The organism is Amycolatopsis orientalis DSM 40040 = KCTC 9412, assembly GCF_000478275.1.
GTDB classification, from domain to species: Bacteria; Actinomycetota; Actinomycetes; order Mycobacteriales; family Pseudonocardiaceae; genus Amycolatopsis; species Amycolatopsis orientalis.
This window is the reverse complement of sequence record NZ_ASJB01000080.1, coordinates 62,974-83,770: the sequence shown is the minus strand read 5'-3', so window position 1 is coordinate 83,770 and position 20,797 is coordinate 62,974. Positions and strand designations below refer to the sequence as shown.

The 20,797-nt window shown below is 68.8% G+C and carries 18 protein-coding genes and 1 tRNA gene; 9 read left to right on the top strand and 10 right to left on the bottom strand.

Translation table 11 applies throughout. The annotated features are described in order from the left end of the window. Positions 1–108 precede the first annotated feature (108 nt). Complete coding sequence (locus L324_RS28230) at positions 109–711, bottom strand: bacterial proteasome activator family protein (protein ID WP_037315327.1); 603 nt, start codon at positions 709–711, stop codon at positions 109–111. A 134-nt stretch (positions 712–845) separates the two neighbouring features. On the opposite strand from L324_RS28230, the gene L324_RS28225 reads away from it, so the two are divergent. Beyond that, positions 846–2,045 (top strand): cysteine desulfurase-like protein, encoded by a 1,200-nt coding sequence (locus tag L324_RS28225; protein ID WP_037315320.1) that lies wholly within the window; start codon positions 846–848, stop codon positions 2,043–2,045. On the opposite strand, the gene L324_RS28220 is transcribed toward L324_RS28225, so the two are convergent. Next, positions 2,046–3,023: an NAD(P)H-quinone oxidoreductase gene (locus L324_RS28220; RefSeq protein ID WP_037315316.1), complete on the bottom strand. Its 978-nt coding sequence runs from the start codon at positions 3,021–3,023 to the stop codon at positions 2,046–2,048. 80 nt (positions 3,024–3,103) lie between these two features. On the opposite strand from L324_RS28220, the gene L324_RS28215 reads away from it, so the two are divergent. Continuing rightward, the gene (locus tag L324_RS28215) at positions 3,104–4,651 is read left to right on the top strand and encodes a M28 family metallopeptidase (RefSeq protein WP_173426412.1); all 1,548 of its coding nucleotides are present in this window, start codon (positions 3,104–3,106) and stop codon (positions 4,649–4,651) included. 79 nt (positions 4,652–4,730) lie between these two features. Here L324_RS28215 and ypfJ read toward each other — a convergent pair whose 3' ends face one another. Then, positions 4,731–5,654 carry a KPN_02809 family neutral zinc metallopeptidase gene (gene ypfJ, locus L324_RS28210; protein ID WP_037315313.1) on the bottom strand — a complete coding sequence of 308 codons (924 nt, stop codon included), beginning with the start codon at positions 5,652–5,654 and terminating at the stop codon, positions 4,731–4,733. A 537-nt stretch (positions 5,655–6,191) separates the two neighbouring features. Between ypfJ and L324_RS28205 the strand changes: the two genes are divergently transcribed. Continuing rightward, on the top strand, positions 6,192–6,695 hold the full coding sequence (locus tag L324_RS28205) for a MarR family winged helix-turn-helix transcriptional regulator (RefSeq protein ID WP_037315310.1): 504 nt from the start codon (positions 6,192–6,194) through the stop codon (positions 6,693–6,695). A gap of 8 nt (positions 6,696–6,703) precedes the next feature. On the opposite strand, the gene L324_RS28200 is transcribed toward L324_RS28205, so the two are convergent. From L324_RS28200 to L324_RS28190, 3 genes are all read right to left on the bottom strand, one after another. Then, a tRNA-Ser gene (locus tag L324_RS28200) sits at positions 6,704–6,792 on the bottom strand. Between the two features lie 44 nt (positions 6,793–6,836). Continuing rightward, positions 6,837–7,196 carry a DUF4190 domain-containing protein gene (locus L324_RS28195; RefSeq protein WP_037316520.1) on the bottom strand — a complete coding sequence of 120 codons (360 nt, stop codon included), beginning with the start codon at positions 7,194–7,196 and terminating at the stop codon, positions 6,837–6,839. Between the two features lie 28 nt (positions 7,197–7,224). Then, on the bottom strand, positions 7,225–7,512 hold the full coding sequence (locus L324_RS28190; RefSeq protein ID WP_037316517.1) for a DUF2277 domain-containing protein: 288 nt from the start codon (positions 7,510–7,512) through the stop codon (positions 7,225–7,227). A gap of 113 nt (positions 7,513–7,625) precedes the next feature. On the opposite strand from L324_RS28190, the gene L324_RS28185 reads away from it, so the two are divergent. Then, the gene (locus L324_RS28185; protein WP_235783672.1) at positions 7,626–8,570 is read left to right on the top strand and encodes an Ldh family oxidoreductase; all 945 of its coding nucleotides are present in this window, start codon (positions 7,626–7,628) and stop codon (positions 8,568–8,570) included. On the opposite strand, the gene L324_RS28180 is transcribed toward L324_RS28185, so the two are convergent. Then, positions 8,567–8,785 (bottom strand): RNA-binding S4 domain-containing protein, encoded by a 219-nt coding sequence (locus tag L324_RS28180; RefSeq protein WP_005149665.1) that lies wholly within the window; start codon positions 8,783–8,785, stop codon positions 8,567–8,569. The two genes, L324_RS28185 and L324_RS28180, sit on opposite strands and share 4 nt — an antisense overlap. Before the next feature lie 7 nt (positions 8,786–8,792). Continuing rightward, the gene (locus L324_RS28175; protein ID WP_037315300.1) at positions 8,793–9,560 is read right to left on the bottom strand and encodes a trypsin-like serine peptidase; all 768 of its coding nucleotides are present in this window, start codon (positions 9,558–9,560) and stop codon (positions 8,793–8,795) included. A gap of 165 nt (positions 9,561–9,725) precedes the next feature. Between L324_RS28175 and L324_RS28170 the strand changes: the two genes are divergently transcribed. After that, a complete protein-coding gene (locus tag L324_RS28170; RefSeq protein ID WP_037315297.1) occupies positions 9,726–10,562 on the top strand; it encodes an SDR family NAD(P)-dependent oxidoreductase in 837 nt (278 codons plus the stop codon). Positions 10,563–10,694: 132 nt separating this feature from the next. Further along, complete coding sequence (locus L324_RS28165) at positions 10,695–11,345, top strand: hypothetical protein (RefSeq protein ID WP_235783671.1); 651 nt, start codon at positions 10,695–10,697, stop codon at positions 11,343–11,345. Here L324_RS28165 and L324_RS28160 read toward each other — a convergent pair. Continuing rightward, complete coding sequence (locus tag L324_RS28160; RefSeq protein WP_037315294.1) at positions 11,327–12,187, bottom strand: LysR family transcriptional regulator; 861 nt, start codon at positions 12,185–12,187, stop codon at positions 11,327–11,329. The genes L324_RS28165 and L324_RS28160 overlap by 19 nt on opposite strands. Positions 12,188–12,257: 70 nt before the next feature. Between L324_RS28160 and L324_RS28155 the strand changes: the two genes are divergently transcribed. The 3 genes from L324_RS28155 (at position 12,258) to L324_RS28145 (ending at position 15,740) form a co-directional block, all read left to right on the top strand. Continuing rightward, positions 12,258–12,974 carry a CTP synthase C-terminal region-related (seleno)protein gene (locus L324_RS28155; RefSeq protein WP_037315289.1) on the top strand — a complete coding sequence of 239 codons (717 nt, stop codon included), beginning with the start codon at positions 12,258–12,260 and terminating at the stop codon, positions 12,972–12,974. A gap of 72 nt (positions 12,975–13,046) precedes the next feature. Further along, positions 13,047–14,309, top strand: a complete 1,263-nt coding sequence (locus L324_RS28150; RefSeq protein WP_037315283.1) for an MFS transporter — start codon at positions 13,047–13,049, stop codon at positions 14,307–14,309. A 258-nt stretch (positions 14,310–14,567) separates the two neighbouring features. After that, on the top strand, positions 14,568–15,740 hold the full coding sequence (locus L324_RS28145) for a GGDEF domain-containing protein (RefSeq protein ID WP_235783670.1): 1,173 nt from the start codon (positions 14,568–14,570) through the stop codon (positions 15,738–15,740). Positions 15,741–15,815: 75 nt separating this feature from the next. On the opposite strand, the gene L324_RS28140 is transcribed toward L324_RS28145, so the two are convergent. Then, the gene (locus L324_RS28140) at positions 15,816–20,792 is read right to left on the bottom strand and encodes an RHS repeat-associated core domain-containing protein (protein WP_037315273.1); all 4,977 of its coding nucleotides are present in this window, start codon (positions 20,790–20,792) and stop codon (positions 15,816–15,818) included. Positions 20,793–20,797: the final 5 nt, after the last annotated feature.

Here is a 20,797-nt window from a genome sequence, read left to right as displayed (position 1 = left end):
CCCGAAAGCTCTGGGTCGTGAGTGGTAAGTGTCGTTAGAACGACACTTACCACTCACGACACCCACACTCTGAACCCCAGGATGAAAAAGGCACGCGTGAGGGGGAAGTCAGAGGTACTGGCCCGGCCCGTGCGACTCGCCGCCGGCTCCGTGCCCGCCCAGGGCGGCGCCGCCCGCGGAAGGCCCGGCCGGAAGCCCGCGGCGCATCTGCTCCAGCTGCACCCGCGCGGCCATCTGCTGCGCGAACAGCGCGGTCTGGATGCCGCTGAACAGCCCCTCCAGCCAGCCGACGAGCTGCGCCTGCGCGATCCGCAGTTCGGCGTCGGACGGCGTCGAGTTCTCGGTGAACGGCCGGACCAGCCGCTCCAGCTCGTCCTGCAGTTCCGGCGCCAGCGCCTGCTCCAGCTCGCGGATCGAGGTCTGGTGGATCTCGCGCACCCGGGTGCGGCTGGCGTCGTCCAGCGGCGCGGCGCGGACCTCCTCCAGCAGCTGCTTGATCATCGTGCCGATCCGCATCACCTTGGCGGGTTCTTCGACGAGGTCGCCGAGCGACTCCTCCTGCTGCGCCTCCTCGCCGGAAGCGGACGAGGCGAGACGCGCGGTGCCGACCGGCGTGCCGTCGGGACCGACGACCACCACGTGGGGCGAGGAGTCGCCGCCGTCGCCGGGGGTGGTCGATTCACGGGAAACTGGGTCGGTCATGTGCTCCATCCTGGCCTACGTCGGGCACGAAGCGCAGTGTGGTTTTCGGCTCCGTCTCCGAGCGTAGCGGGAATCGTCGCGCCCCGTGGTCGGGCACCCAACCCCGGGTAAAACGCCAAACCGCACGTCCGTACGGTGTCCCCATGGCGTTCGACGTCGCTCGTATCCGTGGGTTGTTTCCCGCGCTGGGTGACGGCTGGATTCACTTCGACGGCGCCGCCGGAATGCTCGTACCTGAACAGGTCGCTTCGGCCGTATCCACGGCCATGCGCGCTCCGGTGTCCGGGCCGGGTGGAGCGTTTCCGGCCTCCCAGCGTGCGGAGAGCATTGTCACGGCCGCTCGCCGGGCGGTCGCCGATCTCGTCGGCGCCGACCCGGCCGGAGTCGTGCTCGGACCCAACGCGCCCGATCTCATCCGCCGTCTCGTCGACGCGATGGCCGACCGCTGGACGATCGGCGACGAGGTCGTAGTCTCCCGGCTCGACGAAGAGGCCAATCTCGCGCCGTGGCGCCGCGCCGCGAAACGGGTCGGCGCGGTCGTGCGCTGGGGCGAGATCGACATCGAGACCTGCGAGCTGCCCGCTTGGCAGTACGAGAACCTCGTCTCCGCGCGCACCAAGGCCGTCGCGGTCACGCTGGCCTCCGGTTCGGTCGGTACGCGGCCCGACGTCCCGACGGTGATCGAGTTCGCGAAACGGGTCGGCGCGCTGGTCGTCGTCGACGCGACGTACGCGGCGCCGTTCGTGCCGCTGGACCTCAACGCGCTCGGCGCCGACGTGATGGTGGTCTCGGCGCAGGCCTGGGGCGGGCCGTCGGTGGGGGCGCTGGTCTTCCGCGACCCCGAGCTGCTCGAACGCCTGCCGTCGGTCTCGCTCGACCCGGCCGCGCGCGGCCCGGCCCGGATGGAGCTCGGGCCGCACGCGTATCCGTTGCTGGCCGGCCTGATCGCGTCGATCGACTATCTGGCCGGTCTGGACGACGCGGCGATGGGATCGCGGCGCGAGCGGCTGGTGACGTCGCTGGGCTCGGCGAAGTCGTACCACGCGGGACTTCTCGCGCAGCTGTCGACGGAGCTGCGTTCACTGCGGCATGTCATGGTCATCGGCGACGCCATGCGCAGGATCCCCGCGCTGGCGTTCGCCGTCGCGGGCAAGAAGGCGCCCGAGGTCGCGGAGTACCTGGCGTCCCAAGGACTCTGCGCCTTCGCCGACGACGGCACCAGCGGTGTCTTCGGCTCGCTGGGCGCCGCCGAAGTCGGCGGCGCCGTGCGGATCGGCCTCGCGCACTACTCGAACGTCTTCGAGGTCAATCAGCTCGTCCGGGTGCTGGAAGAGATCCGCTAGCTAGGACTTGGCAGCGAGGAGCACCTTGCCGAAGACCGTGCCGTCTTCGAGCGCGCGGTGCGCGGACGACGCTTCGGCCATCGGCACGACCTGACCGACGATCGGCTTCACCGAACCCTGCTCCACCAGTGGCCACAGCCGTTCGCGGACGTCGGCGACGATCGCCGCCTTCTGCTCCAGCGGCCGCGCCCGCAGGCCCGCGCCGTACAGGCTGCCGCGTTTGCCCAGCAGCTTGCCGATGTTCAGCTCGCCCTTGGCCCCGCCCTGCAGACCGATGATCACGAGGCGCCCGTCCATGGTGAGCACGTCGATGTTGCGGTCGAGGTATTTCGCGCCCATGTTGTCGAGGACGACGTTCGCGCCGCCGGTCTCGGCGCGCAGGACCTCCACGAAGTCCTGCTCCTTGTAGTTGATCGCGATGTCGGCGCCGAGCTGGCGGCAGCTCTCCAGCCGCTCCTCCGACCCGGCGGTCACGGCGACCGTCGCGCCGAGCGCCTTGGCGACCTGGATCGCGTGCGTGCCGATCCCGCCGGCTCCGCCGTGGACGAGCAGCACCTCGCCCTCGGACAACCGCGCGTGCATCACCACATTCGCCCAAACCGTGCACGCGACTTCGGGTAATCCGGCGGCCGCGAGCAATTCGACTTCGGCGGGAAGCGGAAGCAGTTGTCCGGCCGGGACGGCGACCTTTTGCCCATAGCCGCCACCGGCGAGCAAAGCACAAACCTCGTCCCCGATTCGCCATCCTTCGACGCCTTCGCCGATTTCCACGACAGTGCCGGAACATTCGAGGCCGAGGATTTCACTGGCACCCGGCGGGGGAGGGTAGAGCCCTTGGCGTTGCAGCAGGTCAGCCCGGTTGACCGCGCTCGCGGCCACGTCGATGACGACTTCGCCTTCGCCCGCGACCGGATCGGCCACCTCTGTCCATTCGAGAACATCGGGATCGCCGGGCTCACGGATGGTGATCGCGTACATACAACCGACCCTATCCCGGTGTCATAAAGTCCGCCGAACGTCGGTTGACCTGTGGCACAAACCACACAAAGGTGACGCCCATGTCATATTCGCGAAGAAGCATTGTTCCCTCGATCGTGGTGGCGGCCACCGCCGCGCTCACGGTCGGAATGGCTCCCGCGGCGACGGCCGCCCCCGCCCTCGACGGACCGGCGTTGGCCAAGCAACTCGTCGACAAGGTCAGCGGGACCAACGTGAACCGGCACCTGATCGCGCTGCAGCGGATTTCGGACGCGAACGGCGGGCGCCGCGCCGCGAGCACCGAAGGCCACAAGAAGTCCGCGGAGTACGTCGCCACGAAGCTGGAGCAGGCGGGCTTCACGGTCACCCGGCAGGAATTCCCCTTCACCTACGCGGAAACCCTCGCGGAGAAGCTGACGGTCGCGGGCGCCGACGTCCCGATCATCATCATGTCCTACAGCCCGTCGACGCCCGCCGGCGGAATCACCGCCCCGCTCGCGGTCGTCCCGGTCGACGCCACCAGCGGCTGTGAGGCGGCCGACTACGCCGGCGGGGTCACCGGCAAGATCGCGCTGATCCAGCGCGGTGGCTGCTCCTTCGCGCAGAAGCAGGCGACCGCCGCCGAGGCGGGTGCCGTCGGCGCGATCGTCTACAACAACGTCCCGGGCCCGGTCAACGGCACCCTGGGCGACCCGGCCGCGGGCAAGATCCCGACCGGCGGCATCACCCAGGCCGACGGCCAGGCGCTCGCCACCCAGAACGGCGTCTCCGTCACCCTCGACCTTCGTGCCTTCCAGGAGGCGCGGACCAGCTACAACGTCCTCGCGGAGACCAAGACCGGCCGCAAGGACAACGTGGTGATGCTCGGCGCCCACCTCGACAGCGTCACCGAGGGCCCCGGTATCAACGACAACGGCACCGGTTCCGCCGCGCTGCTGGAGACCGCGCTGCAGCTGGGCAGCAAGCCCAAGGCCAACAACGCCGTCCGCTTCGGCTGGTGGAGCGCGGAGGAGTTCGGGCTCGTCGGCTCGACGCACTACGTCAACTCGCTGAGCTTCGAGCAGCAGCTCGACATCGCGTTGTACCTCAACTACGACATGATCGGCTCGCCGAACGCGGCGTACTTCGCCTACGACGGTGACAACTCCGACGGTGTCGGCGCGGGTGCCGGTCCGTACGGTTCCGCGCAGCTCGAGAAGACCCTCGTGGACTACCTCGAGAAGGGCAAGGGCGTCCCGGTCGAGGGCACGGACTTCACCGGTCGTTCGGACTACGGCCAGTTCATCGCGGTCGGCATCCCGGCGGGTGGCCTGTTCACCGGCGCCGAAGGCGTGAAGACCGCGGCGCAGGCGGCGAAGTGGGGCGGTAGCGCCAACGTTCCTTACGACAAGTGCTACCACCAGGCCTGCGACAACCTCGGCAACGTCGACCGCGTCGCGCTCGACCGCAACTCCGACGCCGTCGCTTGGGCGCTGGGCGTGTACGCGACCAGCACCGAGAACATCAACGGTGTCCCGGCGGGCAAGGCCGCGAAGGCCACGGCCTTGCGCGCGGCCGAGCGGTCCGCGCAGCGGAGCATGACGGCTTCGGTCCAGGCCGACGACCACCATGCCACGGTCGCCGAGTAGTCACTTCAAGCTGCCATGAAAGGACCTTTCCTTGCGAAATTCGCAAGGAAAGGTCCTTTCCTGGCGTTCGGGACCGGACTCAGCCGAGGTTGTTGGTCGCGAAGGTGTCGCACCGCGTGGGCTGGCCGGTCTGGAAACCGGTGGTGAACCACTTCTTCCGTTGCGCCGACGTCCCGTGGCTGAACTTCGATTCGTCGACCCGGCCGCCGCCGAGCTTCGACTGGATGTAGTCGTCGCCGATCCGCGAAGCGGTGTCGAGCGCGGATTTGATGTCTTCCTGGCTGATCTCGCTGATCAGCGGCCGTCCGGTTTCGGTCGGCGTGGTGGTCGCGTGGTTCGCCCAGACCCCGGCGTAGCAGTCGGCCTGCAGTTCGAGCCGCACCGATCCCGACGTCGGCCCGCTTCCGGTGCCCTTCTTGGAGACGCCGGTCAGGTTCTGCACGTGGTGGCCGTACTCGTGCGCCAGCACGTACGCCTCGGCGAACGGGCCGCCCTGCGCGCCGAACTTGGTACGGAGTTCGTTGAAGAACCCGAGATCGATGTAGACCTCCGAGTCGCCCGGGCAGTAGAACGGCCCGACGTCCGAGGTCGCGTTGCCGCAGGCCGTGTTCACGCCGCCGTTGAAGAAGTTGGTGACGGCCTTGCGATAGGTCGAACCGGACCGCTGGAACTCACCGCCCCAGTAGTCCTGGATCGAGTTGATGATGGCGACGATCGCGCAGTCGTGCTTCTTGTTCGCGTCCGCGCCGGTCTTGCATTCCTGCGACAGCGACGTGTTGTCCACCTGCTGTCCGGAACCCACGCCGCCCAGACCGCCGAGCCCGCCCGAGGACGGGTTCAGGCTCACGCCGCCGAACTGGGAGATGAGGAAGTAGATGACGAGGCCGACCACGCCGAGCCCGCCGCCGCCGAGCGCCACCCGGCCACCGATACCGCCACCACCGCCGCCGCGCAGGTCCTCGACTTCGGAGGTGTCCAGGCCCGCGCCTTCGTCGAATCGCACGGGGGAAGCGTAGCCGGAGAGGCCCGGATATGCCTGGGTGCGGCCACACAGGGTGGCCGCACCCAGAACTACCGAGGTTGTCTTGTTCTGATCGTCGGTCGGCCGCGATCAGCGGGCCGGCGTCCGGCACTGCCGAGGCGGTCGAAGAGGCCGCAAACCCGAAACAGGCTCGAGTGACGCCGAATGCGCGAGAATTGTCGAGCGCATCTCAAGATGCCCGCGCTCGTCGCTGTTCACAGTCGCGGCCGGCCCGGTTCGTTCCGTTCCGGTCGCGGGGACACAGCAGGCGGTCAACCGCGAGAATCACCCGCCATACCACCACCTGACCCTTCCCGGCTGGGGGCAGGTCCGGCGACCTTCCTACGGTTCGCCCGATACTTGCCCGACCATCCGCTGACAAGCAGAATGCGCCTTTTCTCGCCGAGTCTCAACCTTTTCGTAACCCTCCTTCGGGCGAATGTCGCGCCGGATTTTTCAGGGACCGGAATGTGACCGGTGGGTATGCGCCCCGTGCGATCAAGGATCTACCCTGCGTGGATGGCGGTGGAGCAGAAGAACGTGCGCTGGCTGTCCGAGTCCGAGATGGTCGCCTGGCGCTCGTACATCGTCGCCACCATGCGGTTACGGCAGCGTCTGCATCGCGAACTCGCCGAGCGTCACGATGTCACCCTCGCCGACTACGAGGTCCTCGTCTGCCTTTCGCTCCAGCCCGACGACCGGATGCGGATGTCGGAGCTGGCGAGCATGCTCGGCTCGACCAAGAGCAGGCTTTCGCATCAGATGGTCCGGCTGGAGGCCGAGGGCATCATCCGCCGCACCCGCGACCCGGCGGACAAACGCGGTGTCGTCGCGGAGCTGACCGAACGTGGCGCCGAACTGCTGAAGGGCGCGGCGCCGACGCACGTCGAGGGGGTCCGGGAGCACCTGATCGACTTGCTGAGCCCCGAAGAGCAGCAGGTGCTGGGGCAGGCTTTCGGGCGGGTACTCGATCACCTTTCGGAGATCGACGGTCTTCCCCGCCTGCCGCCGGTCACCCCGTGAGGGAAGTTTGGCGGTAGCGGTGGGATTCGAACCCACGGAGGACAGAGCCCTCGCATGTTTTCAAGACATGTTCCTTCGGCCGCTCGGACACGCTACCGCTGTCGAGGGTATCTGACGGCCGATGCGGAGAAAGCTTCGGATCTAGTCGAAGTCCCAGTCGGTCGCGATGCCGATGACGACGAACAGCAGCACGAGACCGACGACGATCGCGACGCCGATGTAGCCGATGATGATCGCCGCGAGCGCCATCCCCTGACCGCCCGCCTCACCGCGTTTGGCCTTCGAGTGCGCGATATGCCCCATGATGACGCCGATCAGCGACGGCAGCCCGCTGCAGACGACCAGACTGGCGATCGACACGACCAGCGCCGCGATCGCCAGGCCCTGCTCCTGCGGCGGCATCGGCGGGCCGTATCCGTAACCCGGCTGCTGGTACGGCTGACCATAGGGCTGCTGGCCGTAGGGCTGCTGCTGACCGTAGGGGTCCTGCGGGTAGGTCACCGGCACACCGTAACCGCCGGAGCCGGCTTCAGGACGCTTGAGTCTTCGCGGCCTTCGCGGCGATGCGCGCCTGGACCTCCGGACGGCGCAGCGGCGGCACCGTCGGCGGCGGCTGACGGCGCGCGGGCAGTGCGGAGAGCAGCCGCTCGGTGATCTCGGTGATCTCCGCGACGGCGGCCTCGAACGGTTCGCGCGTGGCGTCCGAGAGGGTTTGCACCCCGGTCACCTTGCGCACGTACTGGCGGGCGGCGGCCTCGATCTCTTCCGGCGTCGCCGCCGGCTCCAGGCCTCGAAGCGTGGTGATGTTCCGGCACATGCCCCGATCGTACGTCCGCCCACCGACGCTTCCGGGGGCTTCGATCACACAGTCGGTTAGAAGCTGCCCCGGTTCGTTGACGCCGAAAAACGCGCTTGGGCAGTCTCGGCGGAGTGCCCCTCAGACCCCGCTCCCTTCGCCGTGCCCCTGTCGAGCCGACTCCCGAACCGGCCGACCCCTCACCGATACCGGAACAGGTCTGGCAGCGTGTCCCGATCGACGCCCTGATCGACCTCGTCACCGAGGTCTTCACCGCGCACGATCTGCCGTGGTCACGTGCCCGCATGGCCGCCGAGGCGTTGTGCCACGGCGATCTCACCGGCACCCCCGAATCCGGGGTCGCCGAGCTGACCCGGGTGCATCTGCCGATGCTGGCCGACGGCCTGGTCCGGCCGCGGGCCGAACCGCTGATGATCGCCGACCGCGGCGCCGCCGCCCTGATCGACTACCGCCGCGCTCCGGGCCTGTGGGCCGTCGGCGACGCGATGGACCGGGCGGTGTCCCGGGCGGGCCGGTACGGCGTCGGGCTCATGTCGGTCCGCGGTGTCGGGCCGTTCGGTCGCGCCGGGCATCATGCCGCGAGGGCGTTGCCGCACACCATGATCGGGCTCGTCATGGCGGCGGGAGGAGAGCGCGGGACGGCCGCGAACCCGCTCGGCATGGCCGCCCCCGCCGGCGCCTATCCCGAATTCGTCCTCGACCTGGACACACTGGCCGACGTCGACAGCGCCGCGGTGGCCGGCTTCGCCCTGCTGGTCGAGATCTTCGCCGGGGTGCTGTCCGGCGTCGGCGATCACGACCACGACACCGGCCTCATGGTGATGGCCATCGCGCCGACGACGCTGCGCAGCGCGGACGGTTTCTACAAGGCCGCGAGCGCGTTGTTCGGGAGTCTGCTCGGCTGGGAGGGCGGGACCCCGGTCCGCTATCCCGGCTGGCGTGAGGCGCAGTACCTCGAACAGTGCCAGGCGCTGGGCGTCCCGCTGAACGAGCCGGTGCACCGCGAACTCGAGGAACTCGCAAGGGCGCTGCGGCTGCCCCCGCTTCAGGGCCGCTAGGCCAGGACGACGCGGCCGCCTTCGCCGCCGACCTCCACGACGTCGCCGTTCGTCAGCTGACGGCCCCGCCGGACCTCCACCTCGCCGTTGACGGTGACCTCTTCGGCGTCGAGGAGGTCTTTGGCGTGCGAGCCGTCCTCGGCCAGGTTGGCCAGTTTGAGGAACTGGCCGAGGCGGATCGGTTCGCCGGTGATCGGCACGTCGTGGATGCTCATGGGGAGATCATCCCCGTGCGTCCATCTTCCGGTACAAGGTGGCGACGTCGGTGTCGAAGTAGCTGCTGTAGGACGTGTCCGGATCGTCCCCGCCGTACAGGTAGCCGCCGATGACGCCGACGACGGTGCCGAGCCCGGTCACCGGGTCGCCGTCGACCACCCACGGGCCGCCGCTGGTGCCGGTGGTGAAACCGGCGCAGTCGACGCGCATCTGGTAGGTGTCGGCCTGGCTGCTGGTGCCGTGGCAGACGATCGGCGTTTCCCTCGCGTCGGGATAACCGGTCAGCGTGATGGTGTGGGCGAAACCGCCGCTCGCCAGCAAGGTGTTCGCGCCGGTGACGCTTTCGAGCGTCTTCGCGTTACCCGCCTGATGCGCGGTCGCGAACCCGACATCGAGATCAGGATCGGACGAATCGGCCCAGCCGGCGGGAACCTGCGGATTCGTGACGTCCCAATAGCCGTAGGGCGCGACGCCGTCGTGATAGCCGGGCGCGAACGAGATCCCCGACGCGTATTCGCCGCCTTCGCCGTCGTGGAGGCAATGAGCGGCGGTGAGCAGGAGGTCCCCCGGGCCGCTGTGGACGACGCTGGCCGTGCAGTAATGCGTCCCGTCGGCGAAGAGCGCGCCGATCGCCGGGTTGTACCGCGGCGCGGCGGGGGCGCCCTCCACCTGCACGGTGGCGGCGGTGTCTTCGTCGGCGGTCTCGGCGGGGTTCGACGCGGTGGAGCAACCGGTCAGAACGACACAGAGTACGAGCAACAGGGCGCGGCGCATCGCCTTCCTTTCGCTCATCCACGGCTGTCCTGGCTATAGATCACCATAAGTGGTCCGCGAACACAGCCCGAACCGATCAACGCACAGCAAGCTCACAGCGGCGAGGGCCGGATCCCGTAGTATGTGTTACTTCGGGTAACGGTCTGGGGTGGACGGAGGGCGGGCATGAAGTCGTTCACGGACAAGGTCGTGGTGATCACGGGCGCGGGCTCGGGAATCGGCAGGGCACTCGCGGTCGAACTGGCGGGCCGCGGCGCGCGGCTGGCGCTCTCCGACGTCGACGCGCTTCGCGCGGGCGAAACCGTCGCGCTCTGTGCGGCCGTCTCCGCGAAGGCGGAGGTGAAGGCGTACGGACTGGACGTCGCGGACCGTGACGCGGTGCTCGCCCACGCCGAGGAGGTCGCCGCCGATTTCGGAGGCGCCAACGTCGTGGTGAACAACGCCGGGGTGGCGCTCGGCGCGACAGTCGAGGAAATGACCTGGGACGACTACGACTGGCTGATGGGGATCAATCTCGGCGGCGTGGTCAACGGCACGAAGGCCTTTCTGCCGCAGGTGATCGCCTCGGGCGACGGGCATATCGTCAATCTTTCGAGTGTGTTCGGCTTCATCGGCGTGCCTACGCAGAGTGCCTACAACGCGGCGAAATTCGGGGTGCGCGGGTTCACCGAGGCGCTGCGGCAGGAAATGCTGATCGCCCGGTATCCGGTCAAGGTCAGCTGCGTGCATCCCGGTGGCATCAAGACGAATATCGCCCGCGACGCCCGTGGCGGGGTCCAGCGGGACGTCGGCAAAGCCGCGCAAGGATTCGAAAAGATCGCGAGGACGACGCCGGAGAAGGCCGCGCAGACCATCGTGCGCGGTATCGAACGGGGGACCCCGCGGATCCTGATCGGCGGGGACGCCTATGTCATCGACGCGATTCCCCGGGTGCTCGGATCCTTTTACCAGCGGCCGTTGGCACTGCTGGGACGGGTGGGCATGCGCGCTCTCCGGAAATGAGAAGCCTCTGAACGGAGTAACCCTGCGTGGTCCGGGACGGCCGGCGATAACTCGATCGGGGTGCATTACTTACGGCGGCGTCGGAAATGCACCACAATGCTGACGTTCGTGATTCCCCTTCCGGAGGTCCCCATGCCGCGCGCCGCCCAGCGCCGTACGTCGACCGACGCCGCGTTCTCCGCGCCCGTCGAGACAGTTGAGTTGCTGGACCGCACGGGGATCATCGCCGCGAGCCTGCCGAAACGGCGGCGCAGCCCGGAGAACGAGATCGAGCCCGAGCCGCTGCCGGTCCGGAACCCGGTCTGCGAACCGGTCGTCGACAAGGACCTGCGGCCCAAGGCCGTCGTCATCCACCGGCGCGCCAGGTCGTGGCTGGTCGGCGGTGCCGGGGTGGCGCTGCTCGCGATCGGCTGGCTCGCCGGCTCGGCCACCCTCGAACCGGTCGACGACACCGCGTTGCCCGAGCCGCTGCCCGCCGTCGCGACGCAGCAGGCCGTGCCGCAGCCGCCCGCCGCGCAGCCCGCGCCGCAGGCCGCCCCGGTGACCGTCTACGTCCCGGTCACCGTGAAACAGCGAGTGCCCGCCCCTGCCAAGAAGAAGGCCTCGAAGGACCAGGTCGTCGCCCTGCCGCCCGCCGAGACCCGCCCGCCGGAGCAGCCGCGGTCCGATCTCGGGACGGGCAAGACCACCGACGGCATCCGGAACATGATGGATCCCGCCACGGCGACCTCGCTGGCGATGGAAATGGCGCAGGGGATGATGGGCTACAACTCCGGTCGCTGACCCGTCAGCGCCGCGGCGAGCGCGGCCCCTTCGCCGGGGTCGCCGTGCACGAGTTCGGTGCGGTGCACCACGCGTGGCGAGGACAGGGAAAGCGTCCCCACGCCGTCGAGCACGTCCGCCGGGAGCAGCGCCAGTCCCTGACCGGCGGCGACCAGGCCGAGCAGCCCGCGGACGTCGGTCCCGGTGTACCGCAGCCGGCCGCGGAATCCGTCGGTCGAGGCGGATTTCCTCAAGCGCTCCAACGGAATCGCGACGTCCGGCGCGTCGATCCAGCCCGCGTCGGCGAGTTCCGCCAGCCGGGCGGTCCGGCCTGCCAGTGGATGGGTGACCGGCACCGCGACCGCGAGCGGACGTTCGGCGACGACGGTGGTGGTGAGCGGTCCGACGTCCGGCAGGGAGAGCGGATCGCTCGGCGCGGCCATTCCGTCGACGAGCCCGAGGTCGAGTGAACCGGTCGCGACCTCCGTCAGGACGTCTTCGCGGCAGAGGACGCGCAGCTCGGTGCCGCGGTGCACGGCGGCGGTGACTTCGGCGGTGAGCGACAGCGGGGTCAGCCCGAGGAGGACCCGGCCGGTGGGTGCCGCGGTGAGCCGGGCGAGGTCCGCGCGGGCGGCGTCGAGCCGGGTCAGCAACGGCCCAGCGTGTTCGAGCAGGCGCTCCCCGGCCCGGGTCGGGGCGACGGGCCGCCGGGTCAGCAACGCGGTGCCGAGATCGTGTTCGAGCGCGGCGATGTGCTGTGAGATCGCGGATTGCGTGTACCCGAGGTCGCGCGCGGCCCGGGAGAACGAGCCGCCGCGGGCCACCGCCACGAAGGTACGGAGCAGATGGGTCTCCATGGTCATCAGTATCGCTTATGGAAAGTGCATGAATCATCGTTGGTGCTGAACTCGCTCTCCGGGTCAGGATGGCCGCATGACACAGACAGCCCGCGTCGCCCTGGTCGGCGACCGTTCGGACGGCGTCCGCTCCCACGTCCGCATCCCGAAGCTCTTCGAACGCCTCGCCGAACGAGACGGCCTCGAACTCGACGCCTACTGGATCCCGACGGACGCCGTCGGTGACCTCACCGGCTTCGACGCCGTCTGGCTGGTACCCGGCAGTCCTTACCGGTCCGAAGCGGGCGCGGTGGACACCGTGCGCGCCGCCAGGGAGAACGGCGTCCCGTTCCTCGGCACCTGCGCCGGTTTCCAGCACGCCCTGCTGGAATTCGCACGGAACGTCTGCGGGCTCGGCGGAATCGGGCACGCGGAGAACGCGCCGGACGCGGACGAGCGGTTGATCGTCCCGCTGGCGTGTTCGCTCGTCGGGCACGAGGGTGCCGTCGACGTCACGCGGGGCACGCTGGCGGCGCGGATCCTCGGGGCCGAGCGGTCCGTCGAGCGCTACCACTGTTCGTACGGTCTCGACTCCCGGCACCTGGAAACACTGGTGGCGCACGGTCTCGTCTTCAGCGGGTTCGACGGCGATGGCGACGCGCGGATCGCGGAACTGCCGGACCATCCGTTCTTCCTGGCCACGCTGTTCCAGCCGGAACTCGCCGGTGACGGAACCCGGCCGCATCCCGTCGTCCAGGCGTTCGCCCGCGCCGCCGTCGCCCACGCGAACCTGTCCATCCACAGTGGACACTGACCGAAGTCGTGGGCCGGATGGCCGCTGACACAGTGGAAGTGATCGACTACCGTGAGCCAGGGGGAGGGGCTCATGGAAAAGGGGGATTCCGCTCGGGGCACCACGTTCAAGGCCGCTTTCGCGGTGGGCGAGTTCCGGGCGTTGTGGGCGGCCGAAGCGCTTTCGCAGGCCGGTGACCAGCTGGCCAGGGTCGCGTTGTCGGTGCTGGTCTGGGAAAGGACGGCGTCGGCGGGGCTGACCGGGCTCACCTACGGGCTGACGTACCTGCCGACGCTGATCGGCGGCACCCTGTTCGCCGGACTGGCCGACCGGTATTCGCGGCGGACGGTGATGATCGTCTGCGATCTGCTGCGCGCGGCGCTCGCGGCGTTGATGGCCGTACCGGGGACGCCGTTGCCGGTACTGGCCGGGTTGCTGGTGGTCCTGACCATGGCGGGCGGACCGTTCCGGGCGGCGCAGCTCGCGTTGCTCCCTGATGTCCTCTCGGGAGAGCGCTACGTCGCCGGTCTCGCGGTCCGCACGATCACCATCCAAACGGCACAGCTGGCGGGTTTCGGCGGTGGCGGACTGGTCATCGGCCTGGTGAAACCCCAGGGGGGACTGGTGATCGACGCGGTGACCTTTGTGGTCTCGGCGCTGCTCGTGTCCACAGGGGTCCGTCGCCGGACGCCCGCCGTCACGGAATCCTCGGTGAAAAGCAGGCTGGCACGGGCTTTCAGTGGTGAAGGGGCCCGGGAACTGTGGCGTGGCAAGAGAATCCGCGTCCTGTTCGGGCTGAAGATGCTCGCCGGATTCGCCATCGCGCCGGAAGGGCTCGCGGCGCCGCTCGCCGAGGGACTCGGGGCCGGGAGTTTCGCGGTCGGCCTCATTCTCGCGGCCGATCCGGTCGGTTCGGTAATTGGATCGTGGATTTTCACGAAATGGGTTCCGGCACGACGGAAAACACGTATCGTCGGCATTCTCGCCATCGCATCCGTCGTTCCTTTGCTGTTCGTCTTCTTCCGCCCTCCGCTGCCGGTCTGCCTCGCGTTGATCGGGCTGAGCGGGGCCTGTGCGGCGCCGTACCACCTGCAGGCCGTCGCGTTGATGGCCCGCGCCGTGCCGGACGGCGTCCGGGCGCAGGTGATGGGCCTGACCTCGACGAGTTTGGTGACGGTACAAGGGATCGGGATCATGCTGGCGGGTGGATTGGCCCAGCTGACCGGTCCGTTCGTGGCCGTCGGCGTGGCCGCGGTGGTCGCCGTCGCCTCGGCGGGCCCGATGGCGATGGCGTGGAAACGCGCCATCGCCACCGGCCCCGATATGTGGCTCCCGGCCGGGAGCCGGACCGGCTGAATCGATGGGATCAGTCCTCGCGACCGTTCATGATGATCCTCCCTCCCACTGCTCCATCTGTGTGTTCCGGAATTGAACTCGAACCACCCTCAGTACTACCTCGGATACATTGAAATACGTACGGAAGGGGGACCGGTGACGATGATTATGGGGGATACGGAACTCGCCGGAGAAGGGGCCGGTACACGTCTGAGAGCCTGGGTCGGACAGTGGGAGTTATGGTCCGGACCACGTGGCGTACCTGCGGTTTTTCTTGTCGTGGAAGGACTTGCGGCGGCGGTCGCGGTCATCGCGCTGCTCTGGTCGAACTATGAGAACACGGAATTAGTCCGCTTTGGATCACTGCTCGGCCTCGCGTTCGTCCAGGCCGAGCTTTCCCGTTCGGTGGAACGTTTACGACGTACCCTCTGTGACCGGCCACATATCAACATGACCTCGGTGTGGACGTTCGCGGGGGTACTCGTCCTGCCACCCGGCCTCGCCGTCACCCTTGGCCTGGCCATCTACCTGCATCTTTGGCTCCGGGTGTGGCGGGGGATGAGCCACCGCCCGGCCTACCGCGTGGTGTACTGCGCGGCGGCGATCGTGCTCTCCTGCCTGGCCGCGGGGGTCATCGTCGCCGGCTGGAACGGACTGCCGGCCGGATTCACCGGGTCGCTGCGGATCGTCGAGGCGGCGGCCGTGTTCACGGTGGCCAACGCGTTCATCGTGGCGCTTTCGGTCTACTTGCACACCGGCGGGCGGTCGCTGAGGTCGTTGTTCGGGACCGGCGACGACAACCTGCTGGAAGTCACCACGCTGGTACTCGGGGCCTCGACCGCGCTGTGCATCGTGCACGCGCCCGCGCTCGTCCCGTTCGTCCTGCTGCCGGTGCTGGTGCTGCACCGCAGTGTGCTGGTGCGGCAACTGGAGATCGCGGCGAACATCGACGGCAAGACTGGGGTGCTCAACGCGCACGCGTGGCATCTGCTGAGCGAGCGGGAGCTTTCGTCGGCGGCCAGGACCAAGAGCAAACTCGGCGTGCTGATGCTCGACCTCGACCACTTCAAGCAGGTCAACGATGTCTACGGCCATCTCGCGGGCGACGTCGTGCTCAAGGTGGTCGCGGAGACGATCACCGAACACGTCCGCGATTACGACTCCGTCGGGCGTTTCGGCGGCGAAGAGTTCGTCGTGCTGCTGCCCGGGGCGACGGAGACCGAGGTGATCCCCGTGGCCGAACGGGTCCGGCGGGCGGTGATGGACATCGAGGTCGAAGTCGCGACGGCTTCGGGACCGCGCACCGTGCGCGGGCTTTCGGTCTCGATCGGTGTCGCGGTCTACCCGTCCGGCGGGACCGTCCTGGAGCGGCTGCTGCACGTCGCCGACTCCGCGCTCTACCAGGCGAAGCACAACGGCCGGAACCGCGTCGTGTCGCTCGCCGCCGCCTGAGGGTGCCGCATTTAGTCCTCTGGATGCGTTCCTTGCGCGCGCAAGTACCGCATCCAGAGGACGAAACGCGACCGGTCAGTCGACGTCCATCGCGTTGGGGTCCTTCTTGCCGGTGTCGAGCGGCCCGAAGCCCCCGGCTTCCAGCTTTTCCCAGTCCTCCTTGGTCGGCTTCTTGTACGTCTCTTCGTGGATCCGATCGACTTCTTGTTCGTAGGTCTCGCGGTTCTGCCGCTTCATCTCCTCGGGCCACTCGCCGTCCCGGATGGTGTCCCGGGTCATGTGCAGTTCCTTGACGTCGTGGCTGCTCAACGGCGGGGTGGTCGTGGACGTACCGGGCCCGGTCGAATACGTGAGGCCCTTACCGCTGGCGTGCGCGTCGTCGATCATCTTGTGATACGAGTCGTCCGCGATCTTGCCGTCGAGGGTGTTGTTGGTGTTCTTGAACCCGTCACGGAAGGCGTAGTCGAGCTGGTTGAGCTGGATCGCCGTGTTCGGGTCACCGTTCTCCAGCGCGTTGCGCTCCGAGTCGCGATAAGCCTGGCTGTTCTTGAAGGCGCTCGGGTCCTTCGAACCTTCCGTCAGGTCCTGGTCGCCCTTCATGCCGGTGCCGATGTGCGACTTGTGCGCGGGTTTGGCCTCCTGATACGCCCAAGCGTGGTTTTCCAGGTCCTTCTGCTCGTGGCTCGCACCCCGCGCGCCGCCACTGCCGCGGCCGATCGCCTCGTAGGGGATCGGATGCTCGGACTCGTGGGAGTCGCCGGAGACCTTCTCCCGGCCGTCGTTCTTGAGGTCGTTGTCGTACTTCGCCGTGAGCCGGTTCTGCTCACGGGTCTTCGCGCCGTGCGTGCCGTCGAGGTAGCTCTGCGGCGGGCGCCGCGGCTTCTTCGGCCCCGGCGTCGGTTTCGGCTTGGTGACGCGGTTGCCGGGGGACTTCGTCTTGCCGCCGCCTGCCCGGCCCTTGCCGCAAGTGCCCTTCTGCGGTTTCGTGGGCGCCAGCCCCAGCGGGTCGATCATGTCGGTCGGGTTGCCGACGTAGGCCAGCGAGTCCGACGCCGGTTCGAGACCGAGCGGGTCGTGCGAGAGGTACCGCCCGGTGTCCGGGTCGTAGTAGCGCTTGAAGTTGTAGTGCAGTCCCGTTTCCGGGTCGTGGTACTGACCAGGGAAGCGCAACGGCGTGTACGCCTGCCCCGGTGGCGAAAGCACCTTGCCCCACAACGAGGTGTGCAGATGCCAGGCGACGTTGCCCGATTCGTCGAGCAGTTCGCTGGGCGAGCCGACGACATCGGTCACGATGGCGTGGAAACGGACGTCGTGCCCGGCGGTGCGTTCGATCTGGGTGATCGGCCGCCGGTCCGTGCCGGGCTCCCAGTCCCAGGCGATGACGGTGCCGCCCCGGATCTCCTCGGCGAGATTCGCGCCGTCCCAGGTGAAGTCGATCTGTTCGAGGATCCGGCCCTGGGTGTCGAGATGCTGTTTGGCGATCCGCCGTCCGAGCGCGTCGTAGTGGTAGAGCCACCGCTCGCCGTCGGGGGTGACGACGCCGGTCAGCCGGTCGTCGGAGTTCCACTGGTAGGTCCAGTCCCGGCCGGCTTTGCGGCGGGCGATCGTGCGGCCTTCGCTGTCGTGCAGGTACGACGTCTGCCCGGCGCCGGTCATCAGGGTGCCCTGGTAGTGCCGCGGCCCGACGGCGGGATCCGCGCCCGGCCAGCCCGCCTGCGTGATCGCGCCGGAAAGGTTGTAGCCGTAGCTTTCCCGCCAGCCCTGCCCCTGGATGTCGACGACGCGGCCCGCGCGGTCGAGCTTCAGCGAACGCGGCCCGGAAAGCAGGTCCGAGATCGACGAGACGAGCCCGTCCCGCAGGTAGCCGTACTCGCGATGCTGGACGACTCCCCGCCCGCCGGACACGGTCTGCGAGGTCAGCCTGTCGGCGGCGTCCCAGCCCTGGCGCAGCTCCACCGGCGTGCCGTCGAGGCGTCGCAGCACTTCACGGCCCGAGGCGTCGTACTCGAAGCGCACGGTACGTCCGGCGGTCCGCAGCGCGACGGGGCGGTTCGCGGCGTCGTAGGCGAAGAACGACTCGGAGCCCGACGGGGTGCGCCGCGCGATGCGGCGGCCGATGGCGTCGTACTCCGAGCGGACGACCCGGCCGTTGAGCGACTCCGCGACAACCCGGCCCAGCGCGTCGTAGGCGATGGTGACTTCGGAATGCGCGTTGCGCGCCGAGGTCATCCGGTCGGCCGCGTCGTAGGTGAACGTGGCGACGTCGTCGCCCGCCCGGCGGCCGACGACCCGGCCGAGCGCGTCGTGCTCGATGGCGACCGTCTGACCGAGACCGTTGGCGCGCAGCACCAGCTGCCCGGCCGCGTCGTAGCCGTAGCGGGTGGTGCGGCCGTTGAAATCGGTCTCGCTGATCAGGTTCCCGGCGGGATCGTATTCGTAGCGCCAGGAAAGGCCGTGTTCGTTGGTGACCGCCACCAGCCGCAGCTCGGTGTCGTACACATAGGACAGTCGATCGCCGTCCGGGCCGATTTCGGCGGTGGGCAGGTCGAACTGCGAGTACTCGGTGCGCACCGTGAGCCCGCGGGCGTCCACGGCTTCGTCCAGATATCCCTCGGTGGTGCGGTTCCAGCGCCATACGGAGCCGTCGGGGTCGATCTGCTCGGCGATCTCGCCGAAGCCGTCCCACTTCGTCCGGGTGACACCGCCGAGCGGGTCGGTGATCGAGGTGGTCTGCCCGAACTCGTCGTAGGTGTACCGCGTGACCCCGCCGAGCGGGTCGGTGACGGCGACCGGCAGCCCGGCCGCGTTGGACTCGATCAGCGTGACGCCGCCGAGCGCGTCGGTCACGACCGCGACGTTGCCCGCCTCGTCGTAGCCGTAGGTGGTGGTGGCGCCGGTCGGATCCGTGGTGCGGACGAGCTTCCCGCGCTCGTCGTACTCGCGGCGCCAGATCGCGCCGTCCGGTCCGGTCATGCTGGTCCACCGGTTGAGCCCGGAGTACTCCGCGAGCGCGCGGGCACCGTCCGGCTGGGTCACGGCGACGACGTTGCCCTCGTCGTCGGTTTCCCAGCGTGTCGTGCGGCTCAAGGCGTCGGTGCGGCTGAGCAGTTTGCCGAAGCGGTCGAGTTCGTAGCGGGTGGTGTTGCCCAGCGGGTCGGTCTCCGCGACGACCCGGTGCAGCTCGTCGAGCTGGTAGCGGGTGACGTGCCCGAGCGAGTTGGTGACCGAGGTGACCAGGTTCTCCCGGTCGTACTCGATGTCGACGTCGAGGACACCGTCGGTGCCCTGTGCGCGCACGACGCGGCCTTCGGAGTCGAAACCGTACCGGTACCAGCGGCCGTTGACGTCCTCCCAGCGCACGATCCGGCCCGCGGGGTCGTAGGTGAACCGCAGGGGCATCCCGGCCGCGTCGGTGATCTCGACCAGACGGCGGCGCTCGTCGTACCGGTAGGTCTGGAGCGCGGTTTCCGCTTCGGGCAGCCGAAGCGCGGTGATGAGGCCGTCCTTCGACTCGATGCGCAGGCGGTATCCCGCGGTGTGCGCCAGCTCGCGGGGGACGCCGTTGTCGTCGTAGTGCACGAAGATCCGGTGTCCGTCGCCGTCGGCGATGGCGCGCAGCGGAAGCGTGTCCCCGGTTCCGGAGAAGAGCAGCACACCGTCCGGAGTGGTCACGACGTAACCATCGTCCACTTTGGACAGCGGGAGACGCTGACCGAAGGCCGGATAGACCGGGGCTTCGGAAACCGGGATGGGATAGGTCAGCAGTGAACCGTCGGCGAGCGCGAGATGCAACCCGTCGTCCTCGACCTCGATCCGCTGGTCCACAGTGGACGCCCAGGAGGTGCCGAAGAACCGGCCGAGCCCATAAGACGAGAGATGCGTCCGCGAAAGGGTCATCGGCAGGACCCCGGCGAACACGACGTCGTCCTGCGTCAGCATCATCGAGCCGGTCGCGACGTCGATCGGGTCGCCGCAGTCGTTGCGGTTCTTGGGCGGGACGGCATTCCCCGGATCGTTGTTCTTGTCCTTGATCCGGTTGTCGCCCTCGGCTTTCGGGGCGCCGCGGTCCTTGGGCGGCGGGGGCGGCGAGCCCGACGGCGTGGTCGATCCGTCCGGTGTCTCGTTCTTCGGCGGTGGCGGCGGATCCGACTTCGGCGGGGGCGGCGGCGGATCGTGTTTCGGCGGCGGCGAGCCGGACGGTGTCGTGCCGTCACCGCCGCCCTTCGGACCGTCGGGGCCGCCCTTCGGCGTGGTGCCTTCGTCCAGCTTGTTCGGCTTGGGCGAGGGCGCGCCCTTGCCCGGCTGCAGTTTCTTCAGCGCCTTGGCGGCGTCGGCGAACAGGTCGTCCGCCCGCTTCAGCAGCGGCATCAGCGCCTGCAGCGCCTTGACCGTCTTCTTCGTCAGGTTCGCGATCTTGCTCGCGGTCTTCGCCACGGCGTTGACCACCTGCGGGACCACCCAGGTCAGCCCGATGCCGAGGGTGAACAGCACCTGCAGCGCCCAGCTGATCATGTGCCCGATCAGCTCGGCGATGATGTCGCGCACCAGCGCGCGTACGGCGGCGACGACCTCGCCCGCCGTCTTCACTCCGCTGGAGGCGCCTTCACAACCCGCCTTCGCCGCGTCCAGCAGCGTGACCGTGTCCTTGGCCCGGCCGCGGTAGGAGTCGGCCGCGACACCGGTCCAGCTCTGCAGGTCGGCGGAGACCATCCCGGCCAGATCCGCGCCGACCTCGCCGAGTTCGGTCGCGATGTTCTTCCAGGTCTCGGCGTTCGCGGCGATCTCGTCGGCGTTGCCGGTGAGCGCGTCGAGCGCCTCCTTGAGCGGGCCGACGTGCTCCATCAGCCAGCCGACGCCGTTCGCGAGGATCGCGCCGAAGGGGTCCATCGCCATCGACAACGCGTCGAGCGCGGTCCCGACCGCGCCCAGCGCCACCGACGCCCAGTCGCCGCTTTCGATGGCCGATTTCAGATCGAACGCCGACTCCAGCAATGACGAGCCGGTGTACGCCTTCGTCGAGTCTTTTACCTCGGCGACCAGCGGGTTACCCACAAGGA